Source organism: Streptomyces sp. NPDC008125 (assembly GCF_042957125.1).
In the GTDB taxonomy this organism is placed as follows: Bacteria; Actinomycetota; Actinomycetes; order Streptomycetales; family Streptomycetaceae; genus Streptomyces.
Genome location: NZ_JBIBHR010000037.1, coordinates 1 through 16,757 on the forward strand (window position 1 = coordinate 1; position 16,757 = coordinate 16,757).

A 16,757-nucleotide genomic window follows, 5' to 3' on the forward strand; every position below is an offset into this window, starting at 1 on the left:
TCGCGGGTCGCGTCGCCCAACTGACCCGCACCCGGTCCGCGGGACGCCGAACTTGGCGTCCATGGCGGGCCGGGTGCGGTGTTTTCCGGGCAGGGGCAGGTGCGGGGTGGGGCTGCCGCCCGGGGTGCGGCCCCGCCGAGGGCCCGGAACGGTCCCGGGTAGGGGATGACGGCCTGCTGGACGGAGCAACCGTGCACGAGTCGGTGTGCCGGGTCAGCCCGCCATCCCGCCGAGCCCGTCCCCTGCCCATGCCCGCACCTCGACCACCGCGTCCACCGGGAGCGGGCCGTACAGGTGGGGGAACTCCTCGCCGCCCTCGGACATCGCCTCGTGGCGCAGGGGTGCGGTGAGGCGGGTCGGGTCGATGACCAGGACGATGAGCTCCACCTCCTCGGAGCCGTACAGCATGCGGGCCACGGCGGGGAGTTGGTGGGGGTGGGAGAGGTGGATGAAGCCCTCCTGCTGAAGGGTGCGGCCCCGGGTGGACCAGGTGTAGGCACCGTCGTGCTGGGCGGCTGCCCAGAGGGCGGGTTCGGTGAGGTGGAGGAGGAAGTCGGTCATGGCGCCACGGTAGGTCCTCAGCCGGCCGCGAGCAGGCGGGCCTCCACGTCCGGGGCGAGTCCGACCGGGGGGCGGTCGGGGCGTTGCGGGGCTACGCCGCCCCGTGCGGTCAGCCAGGTCCAGGTGTCGGCGACGGTCTCACCGATGGGGCGGCAGCGCAGACCGGCGGCCAGGGCCTTGCTGACGTCGCCCCGGTGGAGGGTGTCGTGCATCTCCCCGGCGGGCAGCCAGATCGGGAGCTCGGTCCAGGGCGCCACGCCTGCCGCGAGGATGGTGTCCGGGTCGGTCCAGCGCAGTTCGGCGCCGGAACCGGTCACCCGGACGCAGGCGTCCAACAGCTCGCCCAGGGTGGCGTGTCCGGACTCGCTGACCGTGTTGTACGGGCCGTGCAGACCCTGCCCCGCAGCGTCCAGCACCCAGGTGGCGAGGTCGCGGGCGTCGATGTACTGGAGCGGGCTGTCGTGGGGGCCCGGCGCCAGGACGGGGCCGCCCCGGGCTATCCGGTTCAGCCACCACGGCAGCCGGCCGATGTTCTCGTACGGGCCGAGGATCAGGCCGGGGCGTGCCAGCAGGGTGCGGTCGCCGAAGGCGTCGAGTGCGGCCATCTCGCCGCCCAGCTTGGCCTGCGGGTACGGGACTTCGCCCGCCTCGTCGGCGGAGGCACCGGACACCAGCGGGCCGCCCTCGGGCAGTCCGGCGGCGGCCGGATACGGGTGCACCGAGCGGGTGGAAACGTACGTGTAGTGGCCGGTCCGGTCCGCGAGCAGCCGGGCCGCGTCCCGCACCGCCGCGGGAGCGCCGGTCCAGGTGTCGACCACCGCGTCCCACGTGCCGCTCTCCAGCGCCGCCAGGCCGGCCTTTCCCGCCGTCCGGTCACCATGCAGCGCCAGCGTCCCGGGGACGGGCTTCTGGCGGCCGCGGTTGAACACGGACACGTCCCAGCCGCGGCCGAGCGCCGCCTCGGCGACGGACCGTCCGACGAACTCCGTGCCGCCCAGAATGAGGATCTTCATGGTTCGACTCTGCCCCGGGGCGCGGGGGAAGGGAACCTTGCCTCGCTGTCGGCAGAGCGGGGAACGAAATGCGGGTTCCGGGAGTTCGGCGTGCCCGCGCCCGGACCGGACCGTTCAGGCCCGGTCAGAGAGCCGGAGCCCGCAGCCGTATGTCCTCGGGCAGGACGTCCCGTATCGCGGCCAGGGCCGCCGCGAAGTCCCGCTCGGCGCGCGCCGATTCGTAGAGCGCGCCGTCCAGGTGCAGGGCGAGGTGCACGTCAGGGTCCGAGCGGCGCAGGGAGAACAGGCAGCTCATCGTCGCGGGCCGCTCGGTCGCTCCGGAGCCGGAACCTTCCGCGACGCTCACCGGCTGGTCCCACTCCAGGACGCAGTCGGTCAGGGCGCCGCCCGCGAGCGCGAACGAAGCGCCGTCCGGGAGCGGTTGCGTCACCGGGCGGAGGTCGTCGAGGCGGCTGCCCTCGAAGTCGACACCCCGGATACGCAGCTTGATCACTCCGCCGTCCGCGAAGACGGTCGCCGCGTCGGAACCCAAGTGGTCCCGGTACCAGCCTGCCCACGACTCGTTTGTCATGAGCAGGGACTGTAGCCCCTGCTCATGACGCCTTTCGTGCCGCCCTCCCCTTTGCCGTGCGCGGCTCAGGAGGCCGTGAGCACGATCTTCCCGAACTGCTCGCCCGTGAGCATGCGTTCAAAGCCCTCGCGGGCCCGGTCGAGCGGCAGGACCGCGTCGACGACGGGCCGTACTCCGGTCGTCGCGCAGAAGGAGAGCAGGTCCTCCAGCTCGTCCTTGGAGCCCATCGTGGATCCGACGACCTTGAGTTCCAGAAAGAAGATCCGGGTCAACTCGGCGTGCGACGGCCGGTCTCCGCTGGTCGCGCCGGAGATGACGAGGGTGCCGCCGGGGCGGAGCGACTTCACCGAGTGGGACCAGGTCGCGGCCCCGACCGTCTCGATGACCGCGTCCACCCGCTCGGGCAGCCGGGCGCCGGGCTCGAAGGCGTCGACGGCGCCCAGCTCCACCGCCCGCTTCCGCTTCGCCCCGTCACGGCTGGTCGCGTAGACCCGGAGGCCCGCCGCGCGGCCGAGGACGATCGCGGCGGTGGCGACCCCGCCGCCCGCGCCCTGCACCAGTACGGAATCGCCGGGGCGCACACCGGCGTTGGTGAAGAGCATCCGGTACGCGGTGAGCCAGGCGGTCGGCAGGCAGGCGGCCTCCTCGAAGCTCAGCTCCTTCGGCTTGGACAGCACGTTCCAGGCGGGCACGGCGACGCGCTCGGCGAACGTGCCCTGGTAGCGCTCGGTCAGGATCGAGCGCGGCTCCTTCGGGCCGACCCCGTGGCCGGTCTGGCCGATCACCGAGTGCACGACGACCTTGTTGCCGTCCTCGTCGATGCCGGCCGCGTCGCAGCCGAGGATCATCGGCAGCCGGTCCTCCGTGATGCCCACGCCGCGCAGCGACCAGAGGTCGTGGTGGTTGAGCGAGGCGGCGCGGACCGCGACGGTGGTCCAGCCGGGCCGGACCTCCGGAGCGGGGCGTTCGCCCAGTTCCAGGCCGTTCAGGGGGTTTTCACGGTCGATGCGGGCTGCGTAGGCGGCGAACATGCCCCGACCCTAGGCCCGGCCGCCGCCCGATCCAACCGGCTGCCGGTGTGACACGCGCCGCGCTTCCCTCCCTCTTGTGCGGGCCGCCCGCCACCCTGCATGTCAACCAGAGTTGACGCATCCCGTTTGTCAACGTACGTTGACATCATGACCGAAGCAACGGACCTGGCCGCACGTGCCGGGGATGGCGATCCGCGCGTCGGGCTGCGGGCCGTCGCCGCGCTGCGGCGGCTGCTGGAGCAGCTCGAAGCCGTACAAGTCGGAAGCGCCCGCGCCAAGGGCTGGTCGTGGCAGGAGATCGCGGCCGAACTCGGCGTCAGCAGGCAGGCCGTCCACAAGAAGTACGGGAGGCATTGATGTTCGAGCGATTCACCAAGGAGGCCCGGGCCACCGTCGCCGGAGCCGTCACCTTCTCCCAGCGCGCGGGGGAGGACAGCATCACCGAGGAACACCTGCTGCTCTCCCTCCTCGACCAGGGATCGGGCCGGGCCGCGTTCGCGCTCACGGCGCTCGGCGTCATCGACCGCAGGGCGTCCCTGGAGGCGGCCCTCGGCGAGGCCCGTCGGCTGGGCGGCCTGACGAAGGCCGACACGGAGGCGCTGGCCGGGCTCGGCATCGACGTCGGCGAGATCGTGGCCCGGATCGAGGAGGAGCACGGCGAGGGGGCGCTGGCGGAGAACGGCAGGGGGCGCCGTCGCCGGTCGGGCCGCCGTCCGCTCACCGCCGGCGCCAAGGGGGTGCTGGAGGGTTCCCTGCGGATCGCCGTGGGCCGGGGCGACCGCTTCATCGGCGGGGAGCACCTGCTGCTGGCGCTCGTCGTACGGCCCGGGGTGGTGGCGGACGTACTCGCGGACCACGGCGCCTCGTACGCGGCCGTGGAGCGCGCGCTCCACGGGGCAGGGGGCGCGGACGGGGGAGAGGCGAAGACGAAGGCCGCCGGCTGACGCGTCCGTGAGGGGTGCGAGTACGGCGGAGACGTGGACGCGAAGGCCGCCGGCCGGCACGCCCGTGACGCGGTCGGAGCCGCCACCCGGGCGGGGTGGCGGCTCCGACCGCGTCACCGTGGGGACGGTCTCAGGCCTTACGCAGGTCCTCGGGGCCGTCCTCGCCCGGCCGGGTGCCCCTCCGCAGCAGTGTGTCGACGCGCGAGACCGCCGTCGCCAGGTGGGCGCGGGCCTCGGCCAGCTGATCGGCCGTGACACCCCGGTCGCGGGCGGCGTCGCGGATGTCGTCGCGGAAACGGTCCAGCAGCCGGTCCAGATCCCGGGCCGGATCGCCCGTGACCGGCACGTCCACCGCCCAGTCGGGCGCGGGGCCCGGCTCCGTACGGGAGGCGGCGGAGGCGGCCGAGGAGCCCGCAGCGGTCCCGTCCGTACGCGACGATCCCCGATCCGACGGCCGCGCCTCCGGGCTCCCCGTACGGGGGGACTCGGGGCTCTCGGCCGGCGGCCAGGTGCCGCTCCTGGCGAGACCGGCGAGGTGGCCGGTGAGCTCGGCCAGGCCGTCGCGTACCCCGGCCGGCCAGTCGCCCCGCGCGAAGTGCTCCTGCACCTGGCGGGCGGCGTTCCGCATCTGCTCGCGGGCCCGCTCGTCGGCCTCCTTCGCCTGGCGGCGGGCCTGCTGGGCCTCCTCGCGGGCGCGCCGCGACTCGTCCTTGGCCCGGCGGGCCTGCTCCTTCCACTCCTGCTTGGCCTGGCGCAGCTCCTCCTTGGCCTTGCGCCAGGCGTCCTTCTCCGTCAGGTCGCCGAGGTTCCCCAGTCGGCCGAGGTCGCCCAGGTCGCCGATGAAGGACTCCCACTCGCCCTTGGCGCCGCCGGGTTCACCCGAGCCGGAGCCGGAGCCGGGGCCCGGGCGGTGGCGGGAGGCGGAGGCGGCGGCGCGCATGTCGTTGCGCAGCCGGCCGGCCGCGCCCCGGACGTCGTCGCGGATCTCGGCGGCCAGCTCGGAGACCGACTCGCGGATCTCCAGCTCCAGATCGGCGAGTTCGCCGGTGCGCCCGGCGAGTTCGGCGCGGCCCGCGTCGGTGATCGAGTAGACCTTCCGGCCGCCCTCCGTGGCGTGCGTGACGAGCCCCTCCGCCTCCAGCTTGGCCAGCCGGGGGTAGACCGTGCCGGCGGACGGGGCGTACAGGCCCTGGAAGCGCTCCTCCAGCAGCCGGATCACCTCGTAACCGTGGCGCGGGGCCTCGTCGAGCAGTTTCAGCAGGTAGAGCCGGAGACGGCCGTGGGCGAAAACGGGGGGCATGTCAGAGCGCCTTTCCGGTCGGCTCGGCAACGTACGGTTCGTCCTCGGACGGCGGCCGGCGCAGCAACGCGATCGATCCGGACACCGTCGTCGCCCTCAGCTTGCCGGTGCCCGCACCCAGCGTGCCGGTGATCTTCTTCGCGCCCCACTGGCCACTGACCCGCAGGTCCTCGAAGGCGTTGGAGACGGCGCCGCTCGCGGTGTTCGCCTCGACGCGGGCGTCCGCCGGGTGGGGCAGCCGGATCGCGATCGCGCCGGAGACCGTGGCCAGCCGGATGTCGGCCGGCGCTCCGGAGCCGTCGACGTCCAGCACCATGTCGCCGCTGACGGACTCGGCGCGCACCGAGGTACCGGCGCCCTCCACCACGGTCAGGTCGCCGGCGACCGACGTGAACCGCAGGTCGCCCGTGACGGACTGGGCCTCCAGGCCGCCGGAGACGGTCTCGCCGCGCACCTCCCCGGTGAGCCCGACGAGGGTGGTGTCGCCGGTGACGCCGCGTACGTCCGTGCGGCCCCGGATGCCCGAGACGAACGCCCCGGCGCCGACGACGCCGACCTCCACCGATACGGAGGCGGGGACCGCGAGGGTGACCGTCGCGCTGCGGGAACGTCCGTTGCGGTCGAGCCACTTGAGGAAGCTCTTCCAGGCGAGGTCCTCGTAGGTCACGGTCAGGACGCCGTCCTCGAGGGTGACGATCAGCGGCGGGCCGTCGAGGGCGGAGACCTCCAGCCGGGCTTCCGGTTCCTCGGAGCCGACCACGTTGACGGTGCCGTTGACGATCCGCACCTTGAGCGCGGTCACCTGCTCGGCGAAGGCGAGTTTCAGTGGCTCGGCGACGGTCCACGTCGGCACAGGCATGGATGTGACCTCCAGAGAGCAATGGCACGACGCAACATATCGCGTCTCTCGCACAACACGATATATCGCGGATGGGTGGAGTCAAGTGCGGGCGGTCCGGCCTCGGCGTCGCTCCCGGCGTCAAAAGGGGTCATCAACGGATGAATTGCCCTAGCGTGTGAGGCATGAACGCGACACCCATGGGGGCGCTGCTGCTGTGCCGGGCCGACACCGAGACCGTGCGCCCGCCGGCCCACCTCCTGCGGGAGCGGATGCTCCTCACCCCGGCCGGTGCGGAGTGGAGCGTGCTGGTGCCGGAGGGACGGGCCTGGCGGGACACGCCCGCCGAACCCGCCGAGCCCGTCGACCGGGTAGTGGCGGGCTGGGCGGCGGCCCTCGCGGTCGCCTCCACCTGGCCGGTCGTCGCCCTCTGGTGGGACCACACTCGGGTGGGCTGCACGCTCGCGTCCGGCTTCCGCCGCCCGGTGGGGTACGTCTGGCTGGCGGACGGCACCCCGGCCGGTGAGGACGAGGCGATGACCACGTTCGCGGCGCGGCTGGACCTCGACCCGGTACTCGACGTACAGGCCCTGCAGACCCTGACCCGCCCCGACCCGCACGCGGACGGGTGCGCGCGGCTGCGGAGACTGCTCGGCCTCCTCACCCGCACCGGGGTGGAACTCCGGCCGGGACTGGAACCGGGCCGGAGTACCGAGGCGCTGCGGCAGGCGGCCGAGGCGCTGCCGGGGACGGAGCGGGTCGAGTGGGCGGGCTGGCGCGACGCGGTGCGCGTGGAACTCGACGCCCTGGAGAGCAGCGGCCTCGGCCCCTGGATGCTCGGCCCCCGGGCGCGGGCGGTGGCCACCACGCAGGTGGCCGTCGGCGCCCCGCTGGCCCTCTGGGGGACGTTCCGCCGCAGCGGCGGATGGGCGGCGGCCGGCGCGCTGCTGCTCGCGCAGGGGGTGCTGGGACTCGCGTACAACGAGGTCAGGGCCGGGACGTTCGTACGGGAGACGTTGCCGCACCGGTGAGGGGAGCCGCACCCGTGCGGAGAGCCGTGCCGGTGGGGAGACCCAGCGGCACGGCGTCGCTACGCGTCGTCGTCCTCGTCGTCCAGACGCGCCAGCCAGGTGGCCAGCCGCTCGACCGGCACCTCGAAATCGGGGTTGAGGTCGACGAAGGTACGCAGCTGCTCGGCCAGCCACTCGAAGGTGACCTCCTCCTCGCCGCGCCGCTTCTCCAGTTCCTCGATGCCACGGTCGGTGAAATACACAACGTGCTCCTGATGCCTGCGGATGTTCAGCCCTCCCAGGGTAGGGCGCGGGCGGTCCGGTACGGGAACAGGGACCGGCCCCCACCGTGATGCCGTGGTGGGGGCCGGTCCCTGTCGTCGTGCGGGTACCGCTGCCGGTCAGGCCTCGAAGACCTCGGCGACCAGCTGAGCCTGCTCCGCCTGGTGGCGCTTGGCCGAACCGACGGCCGGCGACGAGCTGTGCGACCGCGAGATGCGGCGCAGACGCTCGTGGTGCGGGACGTCGGCACCGACGGCCAGGTCCAGGTGGTCGATCAGGTTGAGCGCGATGAACGGCCACGCACCCTGGTTCGCCGGCTCCTCCTGCGCCCAGAGGTACTTCTCGGCGTTCGGGTACTTGGCGATCTCGGCCTGGAGCTCCGCACCCGGCAGCGGGTACAGGCGCTCGAGCCGGATGATCGCGGTCTCCGTGTCGCCGCGCTTCTGACGCTCGGCGTCGAGGTCGTAGTACAGCTTGCCGGCGCAGAAGACGACCTTGCGGACGCTCGAAGGAGTCACCGACGCGTCACCGATCACCGGGCGGAAGCCGCCGGTGGTGAACTCCTCCACCTTCGAGGACGCCGCCTTGAGGCGGAGCATCGACTTCGGGGTGAAGACGATCAGCGGCTTGTGGTGCGGGTTGTGCACCTGCCACCGCAGGAGGTGGAAGTAGTTCGACGGCAGGGTCGGCATGGCGACCGTCATGTTGTCCTGGCCGCACATCTGGAGGAAGCGCTCCGGGCGGGCGGACGAGTGGTCCGGGCCCTGGCCCTCGTAACCGTGCGGCAGCAGCAGGGTGACGCCGGACGTCTGGCCCCACTTCTGCTCGGCCGAGGAGATGAACTCGTCCACGACGGTCTGCGCGCCGTTGACGAAGTCACCGAACTGCGCCTCCCAGACGACCAGCGACTCCGGACGGGCCAGCGAGTAGCCGTACTCGAAGCCCATCGCCGCGTACTCGCTGAGCAGCGAGTCGTAGACGTTGTAACGGGCCTGGTCCTCGGTCAGGTACAGCAGCGGGGTGTAGTCCTCGCCGGTCACCTGGTCGACCAGCACCGCGTGGCGCTGGCCGAACGTGCCGCGGCGGGTGTCCTGGCCGGCGAGCCGGACCGGGGTGCCCTCCATCAGCAGCGAACCGATGGCGAGGGTCTCGCCCATGCCCCAGTCGATGGTGCCGTTCTCCACCGAGGCGGCACGGCGCTGCATCTGCGGCATCAGGCGCGGGTGGACCGTGATGTGCTCCGGGATGTTGACCTGGGACTCGGCGATCCGCTTGACGACCTCGGAGGAGACCGAGGTGTCCACGGTGACCGGGAAGGCCGCCTGAGGCTCGCGGACGTGCGGGGCCGCCGACTGCGAGGTGGCTTCGCGGACCTCCGCGAAGACCTTCTCCAACTGGCCCTGGAAGTCCTGGAGCGCCTGCTCGGCCTCTTCCAGCGTGATGTCGCCGCGACCGATGAGCGACTCGGTGTAGAGCTTGCGCACCGAGCGCTTCTTGTCGATCAGGGTGTACATCTGCGGGTTGGTGAACTCCGGGTTGTCGCCCTCGTTGTGACCGCGGCGGCGGTAGCAGATGAGGTCGATCACGACGTCCTTGTTGAACGCCTGACGGAACTCGAAGGCGAGGCGCGCGACACGGACCACGGCCTCCGGGTCGTCACCGTTGACGTGGATGATCGGCGCCTCGATCATGCGCGCCACGTCGGTGGCGTACATCGAGGAGCGCGAGGACTCCGGGGCGGCGGTGAAGCCGACCTGGTTGTTGATCACCACGTGCACGGTGCCACCGGTGCGGTAGCCGCGCAGCTGCGACATGTTGAGCGTCTCGGCGACGACACCCTGGCCGGCGAAGGCCGCGTCACCGTGCAGGGCGACGGGCAGGACCGTGAAGTCCGTGCCGCCCTTGTTGATGATGTCCTGCTTGGCGCGGGCGATGCCCTCCAGGACCGGGTCGACCGCCTCCAGGTGCGAGGGGTTCGCGGCGAGCGAGACCTTGATCTGCTCACCGTCCAGACCGGTGAAGGTCCCCTCGGCGCCCAGGTGGTACTTCACGTCGCCGGAGCCGTGCATCGAGCGCGGGTCGAGGTTGCCCTCGAACTCGCGGAAGATCTGCGCGTACGACTTGCCGACGATGTTCGCCAGGACGTTCAGCCGGCCGCGATGGGCCATGCCGATGACGACCTCGTCGAGGCGGGCCTCGGCGGCGGAGTCGATGACCGCGTCGAGCAGCGGGATGACGGACTCGCCGCCCTCCAGGGAGAACCGCTTCTGGCCGACGTACTTCGTCTGCAGGAAGGTCTCGAAGGCCTCGGCCGCGTTGAGGCGGCGCAGGATGCGCAGCTGCTCCTCGCGCTCGGGCTGCGAGCGCGGACGCTCGACCCGGTCCTGGAGCCACTTGCGCTGCTTCGGGTCCTGGATGTGCATGAACTCGATGCCGGTGGTGCGGCAGTACGACTCACGGAGCACACCGAGGATGTCACGGAGCTTCATCATCGACTTGCCGGCGAAACCGCCGACCGCGAAGTCGCGCTCCAGGTCCCACAGGGTGAGGCCGTGCTCGGTGATGTCCAGGTCGGGGTGCTTGCGCTGGCGGTACTCCAGCGGGTCGGTGTCGGCCATGACGTGGCCGCGGACCCGGTAGGAGTGGATCAGCTCGAAGACCCGTGCGGCCTTGGTGACGTCGTCGTCGTGCGAGGCGTCGATGTCCTTGAGCCAGCGGACCGGCTCGTAGGGGATGCGCAGCGCCTCGAAGATCTCGTCGTAGAAGCCGTTCTCGCCGAGCAGCAGCTGCGAGAGGACCCGCAGGAACTCGCCGGAGGCGGCACCCTGGATGACCCGGTGGTCGTAGGTCGAGGTCAGCGTCATGACCTTCGAGATACCGAGCTTGTTCAGGGTGTCCTGCGAGGTGCCCTGGAACTCCGCCGGGTAGTCCATCGCGCCGACGCCCATGATGAGGCCCTGACCGGGCATCAGGCGCGGCACCGAGTGGACGGTGCCGATGCCGCCGGGGTTGGTCAGCGAGGCGGTGACCCCGGTGAAGTCGTCCATGCCCAGCTTGCCGATGCGGGCACGGCGGACGATGTCCTCGTACGCCTGCCAGAACTCGAAGAAGTTGAGCGTCTCGGCCTTCTTGATGGCCGCGACCACGAGCTGCCGGTCGCCGTTCGGCTTGACCAGGTCGATGGCCAGACCGAGGTTGACGTGCTCAGGCTTGACCAGGGTCGGCTTGCCGTCCTTCTCCGTGAAGGAGTGGTTCATCGACGGCATGGCCTTGAGGGCCTGCACCATCGCGTACCCGATGAGGTGCGTGAAGGAGATCTTCCCGCCGCGGGCGCGCTTCAGGTGGTTGTTGATGACGATGCGGTTGTCGAAGAGCAGCTTCACCGGCACCGCGCGGACGGACGTGGCCGTCGGCAGCTCCAGCGAGGCGTTCATGTTCTTCGCGACGGCGGCCGAGGGACCGCGCAGCGTCACGTACTCGGGACCGCCGGCGGCCTCGGTCGCCGGAGCGGCCTTGGCGGGCGCCTTGGCGGCCGGCGCCTTCGGGGCGGGGGCCGCGGCCGGCGCCGCGGGGGCCACCGGGGCGGCGGGCGCGGCCGGAGCCGCGGCGGCGGGCTTCGCGGGGGCTGCCGGGGCGGCCTGCGCGGGCGCGGCCTCTCCGGCGGCGGGCGCGGCGGCCGGCGTCACCGGGGCGGCAGTGGCCGCCGGGGCTGCGGCTCCGGGCTTGTCCGCCGTGCCGGAACCCGGCTTGTAGTCGGCGAAGAAGTCCCACCAGGCACGGTCGACCGAGTTCGGATCCTGGAGGTACTGCTGGTAGATCTCGTCGACGAGCCATTCATTGGCACCGAAAGCAGCGGCCGGGTTGATTCCCGGGCCTGCTTGGTCGGTCGAGATGGTCGAGTTACTGGGGGACTGAGACGACACGGCGGCAACCGCCCTCTTCCGCTTCACAAGGTGATGGACAGCGGGAATCAAGGCTACGCCTCCCGCACCGTTCCTTGCAGACCGGGCCGCTCATCGTCGTGCACATCACATCTGAAGGCGGGTTTCGGAGCTCGGAATGGCGGGAAACAAGCGGGGTTCCGCTGCGCTTCGGGTAGTCAGGGACACGGCTGGGGCCCCGCGGGCCGTACCCCTGGTGACGAGGGACCAAGATCACGTCCCGTTCGTTCGAACCATATGTCAACTGCGGGCCGGTGACATCCCCGGAAGGGTGATCTGAATCCGGCATCCCTGTGTGGATTCAGCCACTCTGATGCGGCCACCGTGCAGATCCACCGCCCAGTGGGCGATGGCCAGTCCGAGCCCCGTGCCCCCGTCGCTGCCGGGGCCGTGCGGCGAGGGGTTCTGACCCCGGTTGAACCGCTCGAAGACACGATGACGCTCGGCCTCCGGGATACCGGGGCCCTCGTCGATCACTTCGAGTTCCAGGGACTCGGGTTGCGCGCTCGGCCGTGCCAGCACCGTCACCCGGCCGTGCGGCGGACTGTGCTTGACGGCGTTGTCGATGAGATTCGCCACGACCTGGTGCAGCCGCTCGGTGTCCGCGTACGCCGTCATGTCCGCGGGGGACACGTCGAGGTGCAGATGGACGTCCGTACGGGAGTGGTTGCCGGACCCCGAGGAAAGCCGGCGGTGCGAGGCCGCGAGGTTCGCTTCCTTCAGTACCCCGGCGAGATAGGGCCACACCTCGAACCGGCCGGCCTTGAGGGGCACGACACCGTTGTCCAGCCGCGACAGGTCGAGCAGCGTCTCCACCAGCCGGCCGAGCCGCTCGGTCTGCTGGAGCGCGGTCCGCATGGTCTCCGGGTCGGCGGCCGACACCCCGTCCACCACGTTCTCCAGCACGGCACGGAGCGCCGCGATGGGGGTCCTCAGCTCGTGCGAGACGTTGGCGACCAGCGTCTTGCGGTGCCGGTCGACCGCCTCCAGATCGTCCGCCATGAGGTTGATCGTCTGCGCCAGGTCACCCAGCTCGTCGCGGCGCCCGGCCCCGCTGACCCGGCCGGTGTAGTCGCCGTGCGAGATCGACCGGGCCACCGCCCGCATCTCGTCCAGCGGAGCCGTCAGGCCGTGCGCGACGAACTGGGTGATCAGCAGCGTGGCGATCACCGAGAAGACGGTGATGAACTGGAACTCGGTCCTGGTCCGCAGCGCCACCACGAGCAGCCCCGTGGTGATGAACACGGAGACCACGACGAGCGTCCCCAGCTTGGCCTTGATCGAGAACGGGCGCAGACCGGGCCCGGAGCGGGTCATGCTGCCGGGGTCTCCAACGCGTAACCGACACCGTGCACCGTACGGATGCGCTCGGCGCCGATCTTCCGGCGCAGCGCCTTGATGTGGCTGTCGACCGTACGGGTGCCCGAGGCGTCCGCCCAGTCCCACACCTCGGCGAGCAGCTGCTCCCGGGACAGCACCGCACGCGGGGTGTTCGCCAGGCAGACCAGCAGGTCGAACTCGGTCGGCGTCAGATGGACGTCGTCGGTGCGCACCCGGACCCTGCGCTGCGCGTGGTCGATCTCCAGCTCGCCCAGTCGCAGGATGCCGCTGCGCGGCGTCACGGCGGCCAGAGCGGCCCGCTCGACCCGGCGCAGCAGCACGTGCACCCGGGCGGCCAGCTCCCGCATGGAGAACGGTTTGGTCATGTAGTCGTCCGCGCCGACCCCGAGCCCGACCAGCATGTCGGTCTCGTCGTCCCGGGCGGTCAGCATCAGCACCGGCACCGGGCGCTGCGCCTGCACCCGGCGGCAGACCTCCAGGCCGTCGAAGCCCGGGAGCATGATGTCGAGCACCATGACATCGGGCTGCCACGCCTCGGCCGCGTCCACGGCGGCCGGGCCGTCCAGTGCGGTCTGCACCAGGAAGCCCTCCGCCCGCAGACGCGCTGCGATGGCCTCGATGATCGTGGCGTCGTCTTCGACCACCAGCACCCGGCGCTGCGCTCCGGGGGTGGCCGCGACGCCGTTGTGGTTGGTGTGTGTCTGTTCCATCGCCCCGCCCCTGCCCGCTCCCGGTGAGATCATTCCTCCGCGGGACGCGGTTTCTTCGCTCGTTTTCTTGCGTGTCCGGTCCGTCTGCCGGGCAGCAGCGTAGAGGCAGCGGGTGCCTTTCGGCTACGCAGGGTGGTGCCCGGACTGGAAGGGATACCCCGCCGGGGGTGGGGGAAAGCGTGCCTTGTCCGGGTATCCCCGCCCGGCCGGATACCCCGGCGGGGTGCTCAGCCCGTCCGAAGTGCGAGATGAACCACGTCGGGCACACCTCGGGCAACGGCCACCTCTTCGGTCCGTACCCCCTCGAAACCGGCACCTCGCAGAGCGTGTTCGAATGATTCGGACGGTTGTGCGGACCAGATGGCGAGAACGCCTCCGGGGGTCAGGCGCTCCCGGCAGGCGGCCAGGCCGGAAGGGGAGTAGAGGCTTCCGTTGTCCTCGGTGACGGTCCATTCCGGGCCGTTGTCGATGTCCAGACACAATGCGTCATAACGCTCCGTAGTCGTACGGAGATGCTCGACCAGGTCCGTACGGAGAATCCTGGTTCTGGGGTCGGCCAGCGCGGAACCGGAAATCCGCTCCAGCGGGCCGCCCAGGTGCCACTCCACGATCGCCGGCTCCCGCTCGGCCACGACGATCCGCCCCCACCGCTCCTGCCCGGCCGCCCGCACCAGCGAGAACCCCACACCGAGCCCGCCGATGAGCACGGACGGGGCCGGTCGCGCGGGCGGCAGCGCCGCGAGCGCCGCGTCGATCAGCAGCCGCTCGGACCGGCCGTCCGAGGTGTCCATCAGGAAACAGCCGTTGGCGATGATCTCGAAGTGCCCGCCCCGCTCGCGCAGCACCACCTCGCCGAAGGGGCCGTCGCGGCGGTCGAGGGTGACGGGGGCCGGGTCCGCGTGACGGCCGGGGGTGGTACTGGCGGGCATGCTGCTGCTCTCCGGTCTCCGGTGGTGGCGAACGGGTTCGAGGCCGCCCATCCTGGCGCGGCGGGTGCCCGTACCGCCAACGGGTTTGTGCGGGGCGGGCGGTGGCTTTGTCCTCGGCGGGAGTGGCCCCGCCTCGTGAAGGGCCGTCAAGGGCCGGCGGGGCGCGATTCTCCGGCGCGGACCGGGTCCGGCCGGACGGTGATCCCCCCTCCGCGCGCCGCGGGCCTGCTCCGCTAACGACAGGAGCTCCGACGGGGACACCGCCCCGGTCCGGACCGCTGCCCGACCGGTACGCCTCCGTCCGTGAACGCCTCGCCGCCCGGCTGACCGAACCAGGAACCCCGCACCGCGGTGCCGGGGCCGCCCCCACCTCGGTCACGGGGAGCGTCCGTCATGGCGGTACGTCCGGTGCGCCGCACCTCGCTCGTCGAAGGCGCGGTCGCCGGACGCGCCCCGGAGCGCCTGCGCGGCGTGTGAGGCCGGGGCCGACGCCCCTTCTCGTGCACCGGTCGGGTCCGGCTCCGCGGCTCTCCGTCCGCAGGAATGGACCGTGCGGTCCACAAGGGTTAGTTTAGAACCGTACGAGGTCTGGACCGTACGGTCCAGTCCTGGGCTCCGGGGGTTCCGGGAGCCCCGGGTTCCGGGAGTATCCGAGAGGGAGTGCGGCGCCATGACGGCACGACTTGACAACACGACGGCGCTGGTCACCGGCGCGACCAGCAACATCGGACGGGCCATCGCGCTGGCCCTCGGAGCGGAGGGCGCCCATGTCGTGGTCTCCGGCCGCGACGGCGAGCGCGGTGAACGGGTGGTCGCCGAGATCAGGGCCGCCGGGGGCCGGGCCGACTTCGTCGCCGCCGACCTGGACGGCACCGCCGCCGCTTCCCGGGCGCTCGCCGAACGGAGCACCGAGGTGCTCGGCGGACGCATCGACATCCTGGTGAACAACGCGGGCATCTACCCGCCGTCCACCACGGCCACCACCGACGAGGCCACCTTCGACCGGGTGTACGGGGTGAACGTGAAGGCCCCCTTCTTCCTCACCGCGGCCGTGGCCCCGGCCATGGTGGTGGCCGGCGGGGGAGTCGTCGTCAACCTCGGCTCCTGGATCACCCGGCTCGGCGTCGCCTCCAACGCGCTCTACAGCTCCACCAAGGGCGCCGTCGAAACCCTCACCCGCGCCTGGGCCGCGGAGTTCGGGCCGTCCGGGGTCCGGGTGAACGCGGTCTCGCCGGGCGTGGTCCACGAGCCCTCCGACGAGCCGATGCCCGGCGACGTGATGATGAAGGGGACCCCGGCCGGTACGCACGGCAGGCCCGAGGACATCGCCCGAGCCGTCGTCTACCTCGCGAGCGACGACTCCTCCTTCGTACAGGGCATCGTCCTCGACGTGGACGGCGGCCGGACCTCCACCGCGGTGATCGCCGCCTGACCGTTGCCCGACCGCCGCGTCTCCGGGCGGGCTCAGGGCGCCGGGTCGCGGGCTCGGAAGGGCATGGCCCCAGGGCCGTGCCCCCGTGGCCCGTACGCCCGGTTGTACGATGGGCGACCAGGCGAGATCCGGTACGCGCGCCCTCCGGGCACCACTGCCGGGCGCCCCCCCCGCACTCCAGGAAGCGGACCCGTGGCACAGGGCCTGACCAGCAAGGGCGCCGCGACGCGGCAGCGCATCGTCGACGGCGCGGCCCAGCTGATGCGGCGGCGCGGGCCGGAGGTCTCCCTCGACGAGATCCGCGCCGCGACCGGAACCAGCAAGAGCCAGCTCTTCCACTACTTCCCCGAGGGCCGGTCCGCCCTCCTCATCGCCGTCGCCCGGCACGAGGCCGAGGCGATCCTCGCCGACCAGCAGCCCCACCTCGGCGAACTCACCACCTGGGCCGCCTGGGACGCCTGGCGCGACGCGGTACTCGACCACTACCGCCGCCAGGGCCGCAACTGCCCACTGAACGTCCTCACCGGCCAGCTCGCCGGTGACAACCCCGAGGTGCGCACCGTCGCCGAGGACCTGATGGACCGCTGGCAGGCCCAACTGGCCTCCGGAGTGCGGGACATGCAGCGCCAGGGGCAGATGTCGGCCGCGCCCGACGCGGAGCGGGCGGCGGAGTCGATCCTCGCCGCCGTGCAGGGAGGCGCCTTCACCCTGATCGCCACCGGCCGCCTCGGCCCGCTGGAATCCGCCCTGGACCTGGCCCTCGACCACCTGCGAGTGCCGGACAACGGCTGAAGAACCACCACCGCGTGGGCACCGGTCCCTGCCGCAGGGGGCGTGGCTCCCCCTGGACGGAG

Annotated in this window: 16 protein-coding genes; 5 read left to right on the top strand and 11 right to left on the bottom strand. The window is 72.0% G+C overall.

The genetic code is table 11. The features are described 5' to 3' along the window. Nucleotides 1-213: 213 nt before the first annotated feature. The 4 genes from ACFZAX_RS34240 to ACFZAX_RS34255 form a co-directional block, all read right to left on the bottom strand. A complete protein-coding gene (locus tag ACFZAX_RS34240; protein WP_390966697.1) occupies nucleotides 214-561 on the bottom strand; it encodes a DUF952 domain-containing protein in 348 nt (115 codons plus the stop codon). Nucleotides 562-578: 17 nt separating this feature from the next. After that, nucleotides 579-1,574, bottom strand: coding sequence for an NAD-dependent epimerase/dehydratase family protein (locus ACFZAX_RS34245; RefSeq protein ID WP_390966699.1), 996 nt, complete (start codon nucleotides 1,572-1,574; stop codon nucleotides 579-581). 124 nt (nucleotides 1,575-1,698) lie between these two features. Next, on the bottom strand, nucleotides 1,699-2,145 hold the full coding sequence (locus ACFZAX_RS34250; protein WP_390966701.1) for a DUF6304 family protein: 447 nt from the start codon (nucleotides 2,143-2,145) through the stop codon (nucleotides 1,699-1,701). 65 nt (nucleotides 2,146-2,210) lie between these two features. Beyond that, the gene (locus ACFZAX_RS34255) at nucleotides 2,211-3,176 is read right to left on the bottom strand and encodes a zinc-binding dehydrogenase (protein ID WP_390966703.1); all 966 of its coding nucleotides are present in this window, start codon (nucleotides 3,174-3,176) and stop codon (nucleotides 2,211-2,213) included. A 147-nt stretch (nucleotides 3,177-3,323) separates the two neighbouring features. On the opposite strand from ACFZAX_RS34255, the gene ACFZAX_RS34260 reads away from it, so the two are divergent. Together ACFZAX_RS34260 and ACFZAX_RS34265 are read left to right on the top strand one after the other, a co-directional pair. Beyond that, on the top strand, nucleotides 3,324-3,533 hold the full coding sequence (locus ACFZAX_RS34260; protein ID WP_390966705.1) for a helix-turn-helix domain-containing protein: 210 nt from the start codon (nucleotides 3,324-3,326) through the stop codon (nucleotides 3,531-3,533). Beyond that, nucleotides 3,533-4,120 carry a Clp protease N-terminal domain-containing protein gene (locus ACFZAX_RS34265; RefSeq protein ID WP_390966706.1) on the top strand — a complete coding sequence of 196 codons (588 nt, stop codon included), beginning with the start codon at nucleotides 3,533-3,535 and terminating at the stop codon, nucleotides 4,118-4,120. The genes ACFZAX_RS34260 and ACFZAX_RS34265 overlap by 1 nt, the downstream gene beginning before the upstream one ends. A gap of 130 nt (nucleotides 4,121-4,250) precedes the next feature. Here the strand turns inward: ACFZAX_RS34265 and ACFZAX_RS34270 are convergent, their stop codons facing one another. Beyond that, nucleotides 4,251-5,420 carry a helix-turn-helix transcriptional regulator gene (locus tag ACFZAX_RS34270; RefSeq protein ID WP_390966708.1) on the bottom strand — a complete coding sequence of 390 codons (1,170 nt, stop codon included), beginning with the start codon at nucleotides 5,418-5,420 and terminating at the stop codon, nucleotides 4,251-4,253. A 1-nt stretch (nucleotide 5,421) separates the two neighbouring features. Then, nucleotides 5,422-6,279 (bottom strand): DUF4097 family beta strand repeat-containing protein, encoded by an 858-nt coding sequence (locus ACFZAX_RS34275; RefSeq protein WP_390966710.1) that lies wholly within the window; start codon nucleotides 6,277-6,279, stop codon nucleotides 5,422-5,424. Between the two features lie 164 nt (nucleotides 6,280-6,443). Between ACFZAX_RS34275 and ACFZAX_RS34280 the strand changes: the two genes are divergently transcribed. Beyond that, complete coding sequence (locus ACFZAX_RS34280; protein WP_390966712.1) at nucleotides 6,444-7,289, top strand: hypothetical protein; 846 nt, start codon at nucleotides 6,444-6,446, stop codon at nucleotides 7,287-7,289. Nucleotides 7,290-7,348: 59 nt separating this feature from the next. Here ACFZAX_RS34280 and ACFZAX_RS34285 read toward each other — a convergent pair whose 3' ends face one another. The 5 genes from ACFZAX_RS34285 to ACFZAX_RS34305 all read right to left on the bottom strand — a co-directional run bounded on the left by ACFZAX_RS34285 (nucleotide 7,349) and on the right by ACFZAX_RS34305 (nucleotide 14,471). Beyond that, nucleotides 7,349-7,531 (bottom strand): DUF6104 family protein, encoded by a 183-nt coding sequence (locus ACFZAX_RS34285; protein WP_067035457.1) that lies wholly within the window; start codon nucleotides 7,529-7,531, stop codon nucleotides 7,349-7,351. Between the two features lie 138 nt (nucleotides 7,532-7,669). Next, nucleotides 7,670-11,473, bottom strand: coding sequence for a multifunctional oxoglutarate decarboxylase/oxoglutarate dehydrogenase thiamine pyrophosphate-binding subunit/dihydrolipoyllysine-residue succinyltransferase subunit (locus ACFZAX_RS34290; RefSeq protein WP_390966714.1), 3,804 nt, complete (start codon nucleotides 11,471-11,473; stop codon nucleotides 7,670-7,672). Nucleotides 11,474-11,731: 258 nt separating this feature from the next. Beyond that, nucleotides 11,732-12,808, bottom strand: a complete 1,077-nt coding sequence (locus ACFZAX_RS34295; protein ID WP_390966716.1) for an ATP-binding protein — start codon at nucleotides 12,806-12,808, stop codon at nucleotides 11,732-11,734. After that, a complete protein-coding gene (locus ACFZAX_RS34300; RefSeq protein ID WP_390966718.1) occupies nucleotides 12,805-13,542 on the bottom strand; it encodes a response regulator in 738 nt (245 codons plus the stop codon). Before ACFZAX_RS34300 ends, ACFZAX_RS34295 begins: the two co-directional genes overlap by 4 nt. Before the next feature lie 227 nt (nucleotides 13,543-13,769). Next, nucleotides 13,770-14,471 carry a spermidine synthase gene (locus ACFZAX_RS34305; RefSeq protein ID WP_390966720.1) on the bottom strand — a complete coding sequence of 234 codons (702 nt, stop codon included), beginning with the start codon at nucleotides 14,469-14,471 and terminating at the stop codon, nucleotides 13,770-13,772. 670 nt (nucleotides 14,472-15,141) lie between these two features. Here ACFZAX_RS34305 and ACFZAX_RS34310 point away from each other — a divergent pair. Both ACFZAX_RS34310 and ACFZAX_RS34315 read left to right on the top strand, forming a co-directional pair. Next, nucleotides 15,142-15,903 (top strand): SDR family oxidoreductase, encoded by a 762-nt coding sequence (locus tag ACFZAX_RS34310; RefSeq protein ID WP_390966722.1) that lies wholly within the window; start codon nucleotides 15,142-15,144, stop codon nucleotides 15,901-15,903. A 192-nt stretch (nucleotides 15,904-16,095) separates the two neighbouring features. Then, the gene (locus tag ACFZAX_RS34315) at nucleotides 16,096-16,695 is read left to right on the top strand and encodes a TetR family transcriptional regulator C-terminal domain-containing protein (RefSeq protein WP_390966724.1); all 600 of its coding nucleotides are present in this window, start codon (nucleotides 16,096-16,098) and stop codon (nucleotides 16,693-16,695) included. Nucleotides 16,696-16,757: the final 62 nt, after the last annotated feature.

Coding starts and splice junctions, on each gene's coding strand:
- ACFZAX_RS34260 (WP_390966705.1), top strand. CDS start 3,324: ATGACCGAAGCAACGGACCTGGCCGCACGTGCCGGGGATGGCGATCCG.
- ACFZAX_RS34300 (WP_390966718.1), bottom strand. CDS start 13,542: ATGGAACAGACACACACCAACCACAACGGCGTCGCGGCCACCCCCGGA.
- ACFZAX_RS34310 (WP_390966722.1), top strand. CDS start 15,142: ATGACGGCACGACTTGACAACACGACGGCGCTGGTCACCGGCGCGACC.
- ACFZAX_RS34280 (WP_390966712.1), top strand. CDS start 6,444: ATGAACGCGACACCCATGGGGGCGCTGCTGCTGTGCCGGGCCGACACC.
- ACFZAX_RS34295 (WP_390966716.1), bottom strand. CDS start 12,808: ATGACCCGCTCCGGGCCCGGTCTGCGCCCGTTCTCGATCAAGGCCAAG.
- ACFZAX_RS34275 (WP_390966710.1), bottom strand. CDS start 6,279: ATGCCTGTGCCGACGTGGACCGTCGCCGAGCCACTGAAACTCGCCTTC.
- ACFZAX_RS34250 (WP_390966701.1), bottom strand. CDS start 2,145: ATGACAAACGAGTCGTGGGCAGGCTGGTACCGGGACCACTTGGGTTCC.
- ACFZAX_RS34245 (WP_390966699.1), bottom strand. CDS start 1,574: ATGAAGATCCTCATTCTGGGCGGCACGGAGTTCGTCGGACGGTCCGTC.
- ACFZAX_RS34255 (WP_390966703.1), bottom strand. CDS start 3,176: ATGTTCGCCGCCTACGCAGCCCGCATCGACCGTGAAAACCCCCTGAAC.
- ACFZAX_RS34240 (WP_390966697.1), bottom strand. CDS start 561: ATGACCGACTTCCTCCTCCACCTCACCGAACCCGCCCTCTGGGCAGCC.
- ACFZAX_RS34265 (WP_390966706.1), top strand. CDS start 3,533: ATGTTCGAGCGATTCACCAAGGAGGCCCGGGCCACCGTCGCCGGAGCC.
- ACFZAX_RS34305 (WP_390966720.1), bottom strand. CDS start 14,471: ATGCCCGCCAGTACCACCCCCGGCCGTCACGCGGACCCGGCCCCCGTC.
- ACFZAX_RS34270 (WP_390966708.1), bottom strand. CDS start 5,420: ATGCCCCCCGTTTTCGCCCACGGCCGTCTCCGGCTCTACCTGCTGAAA.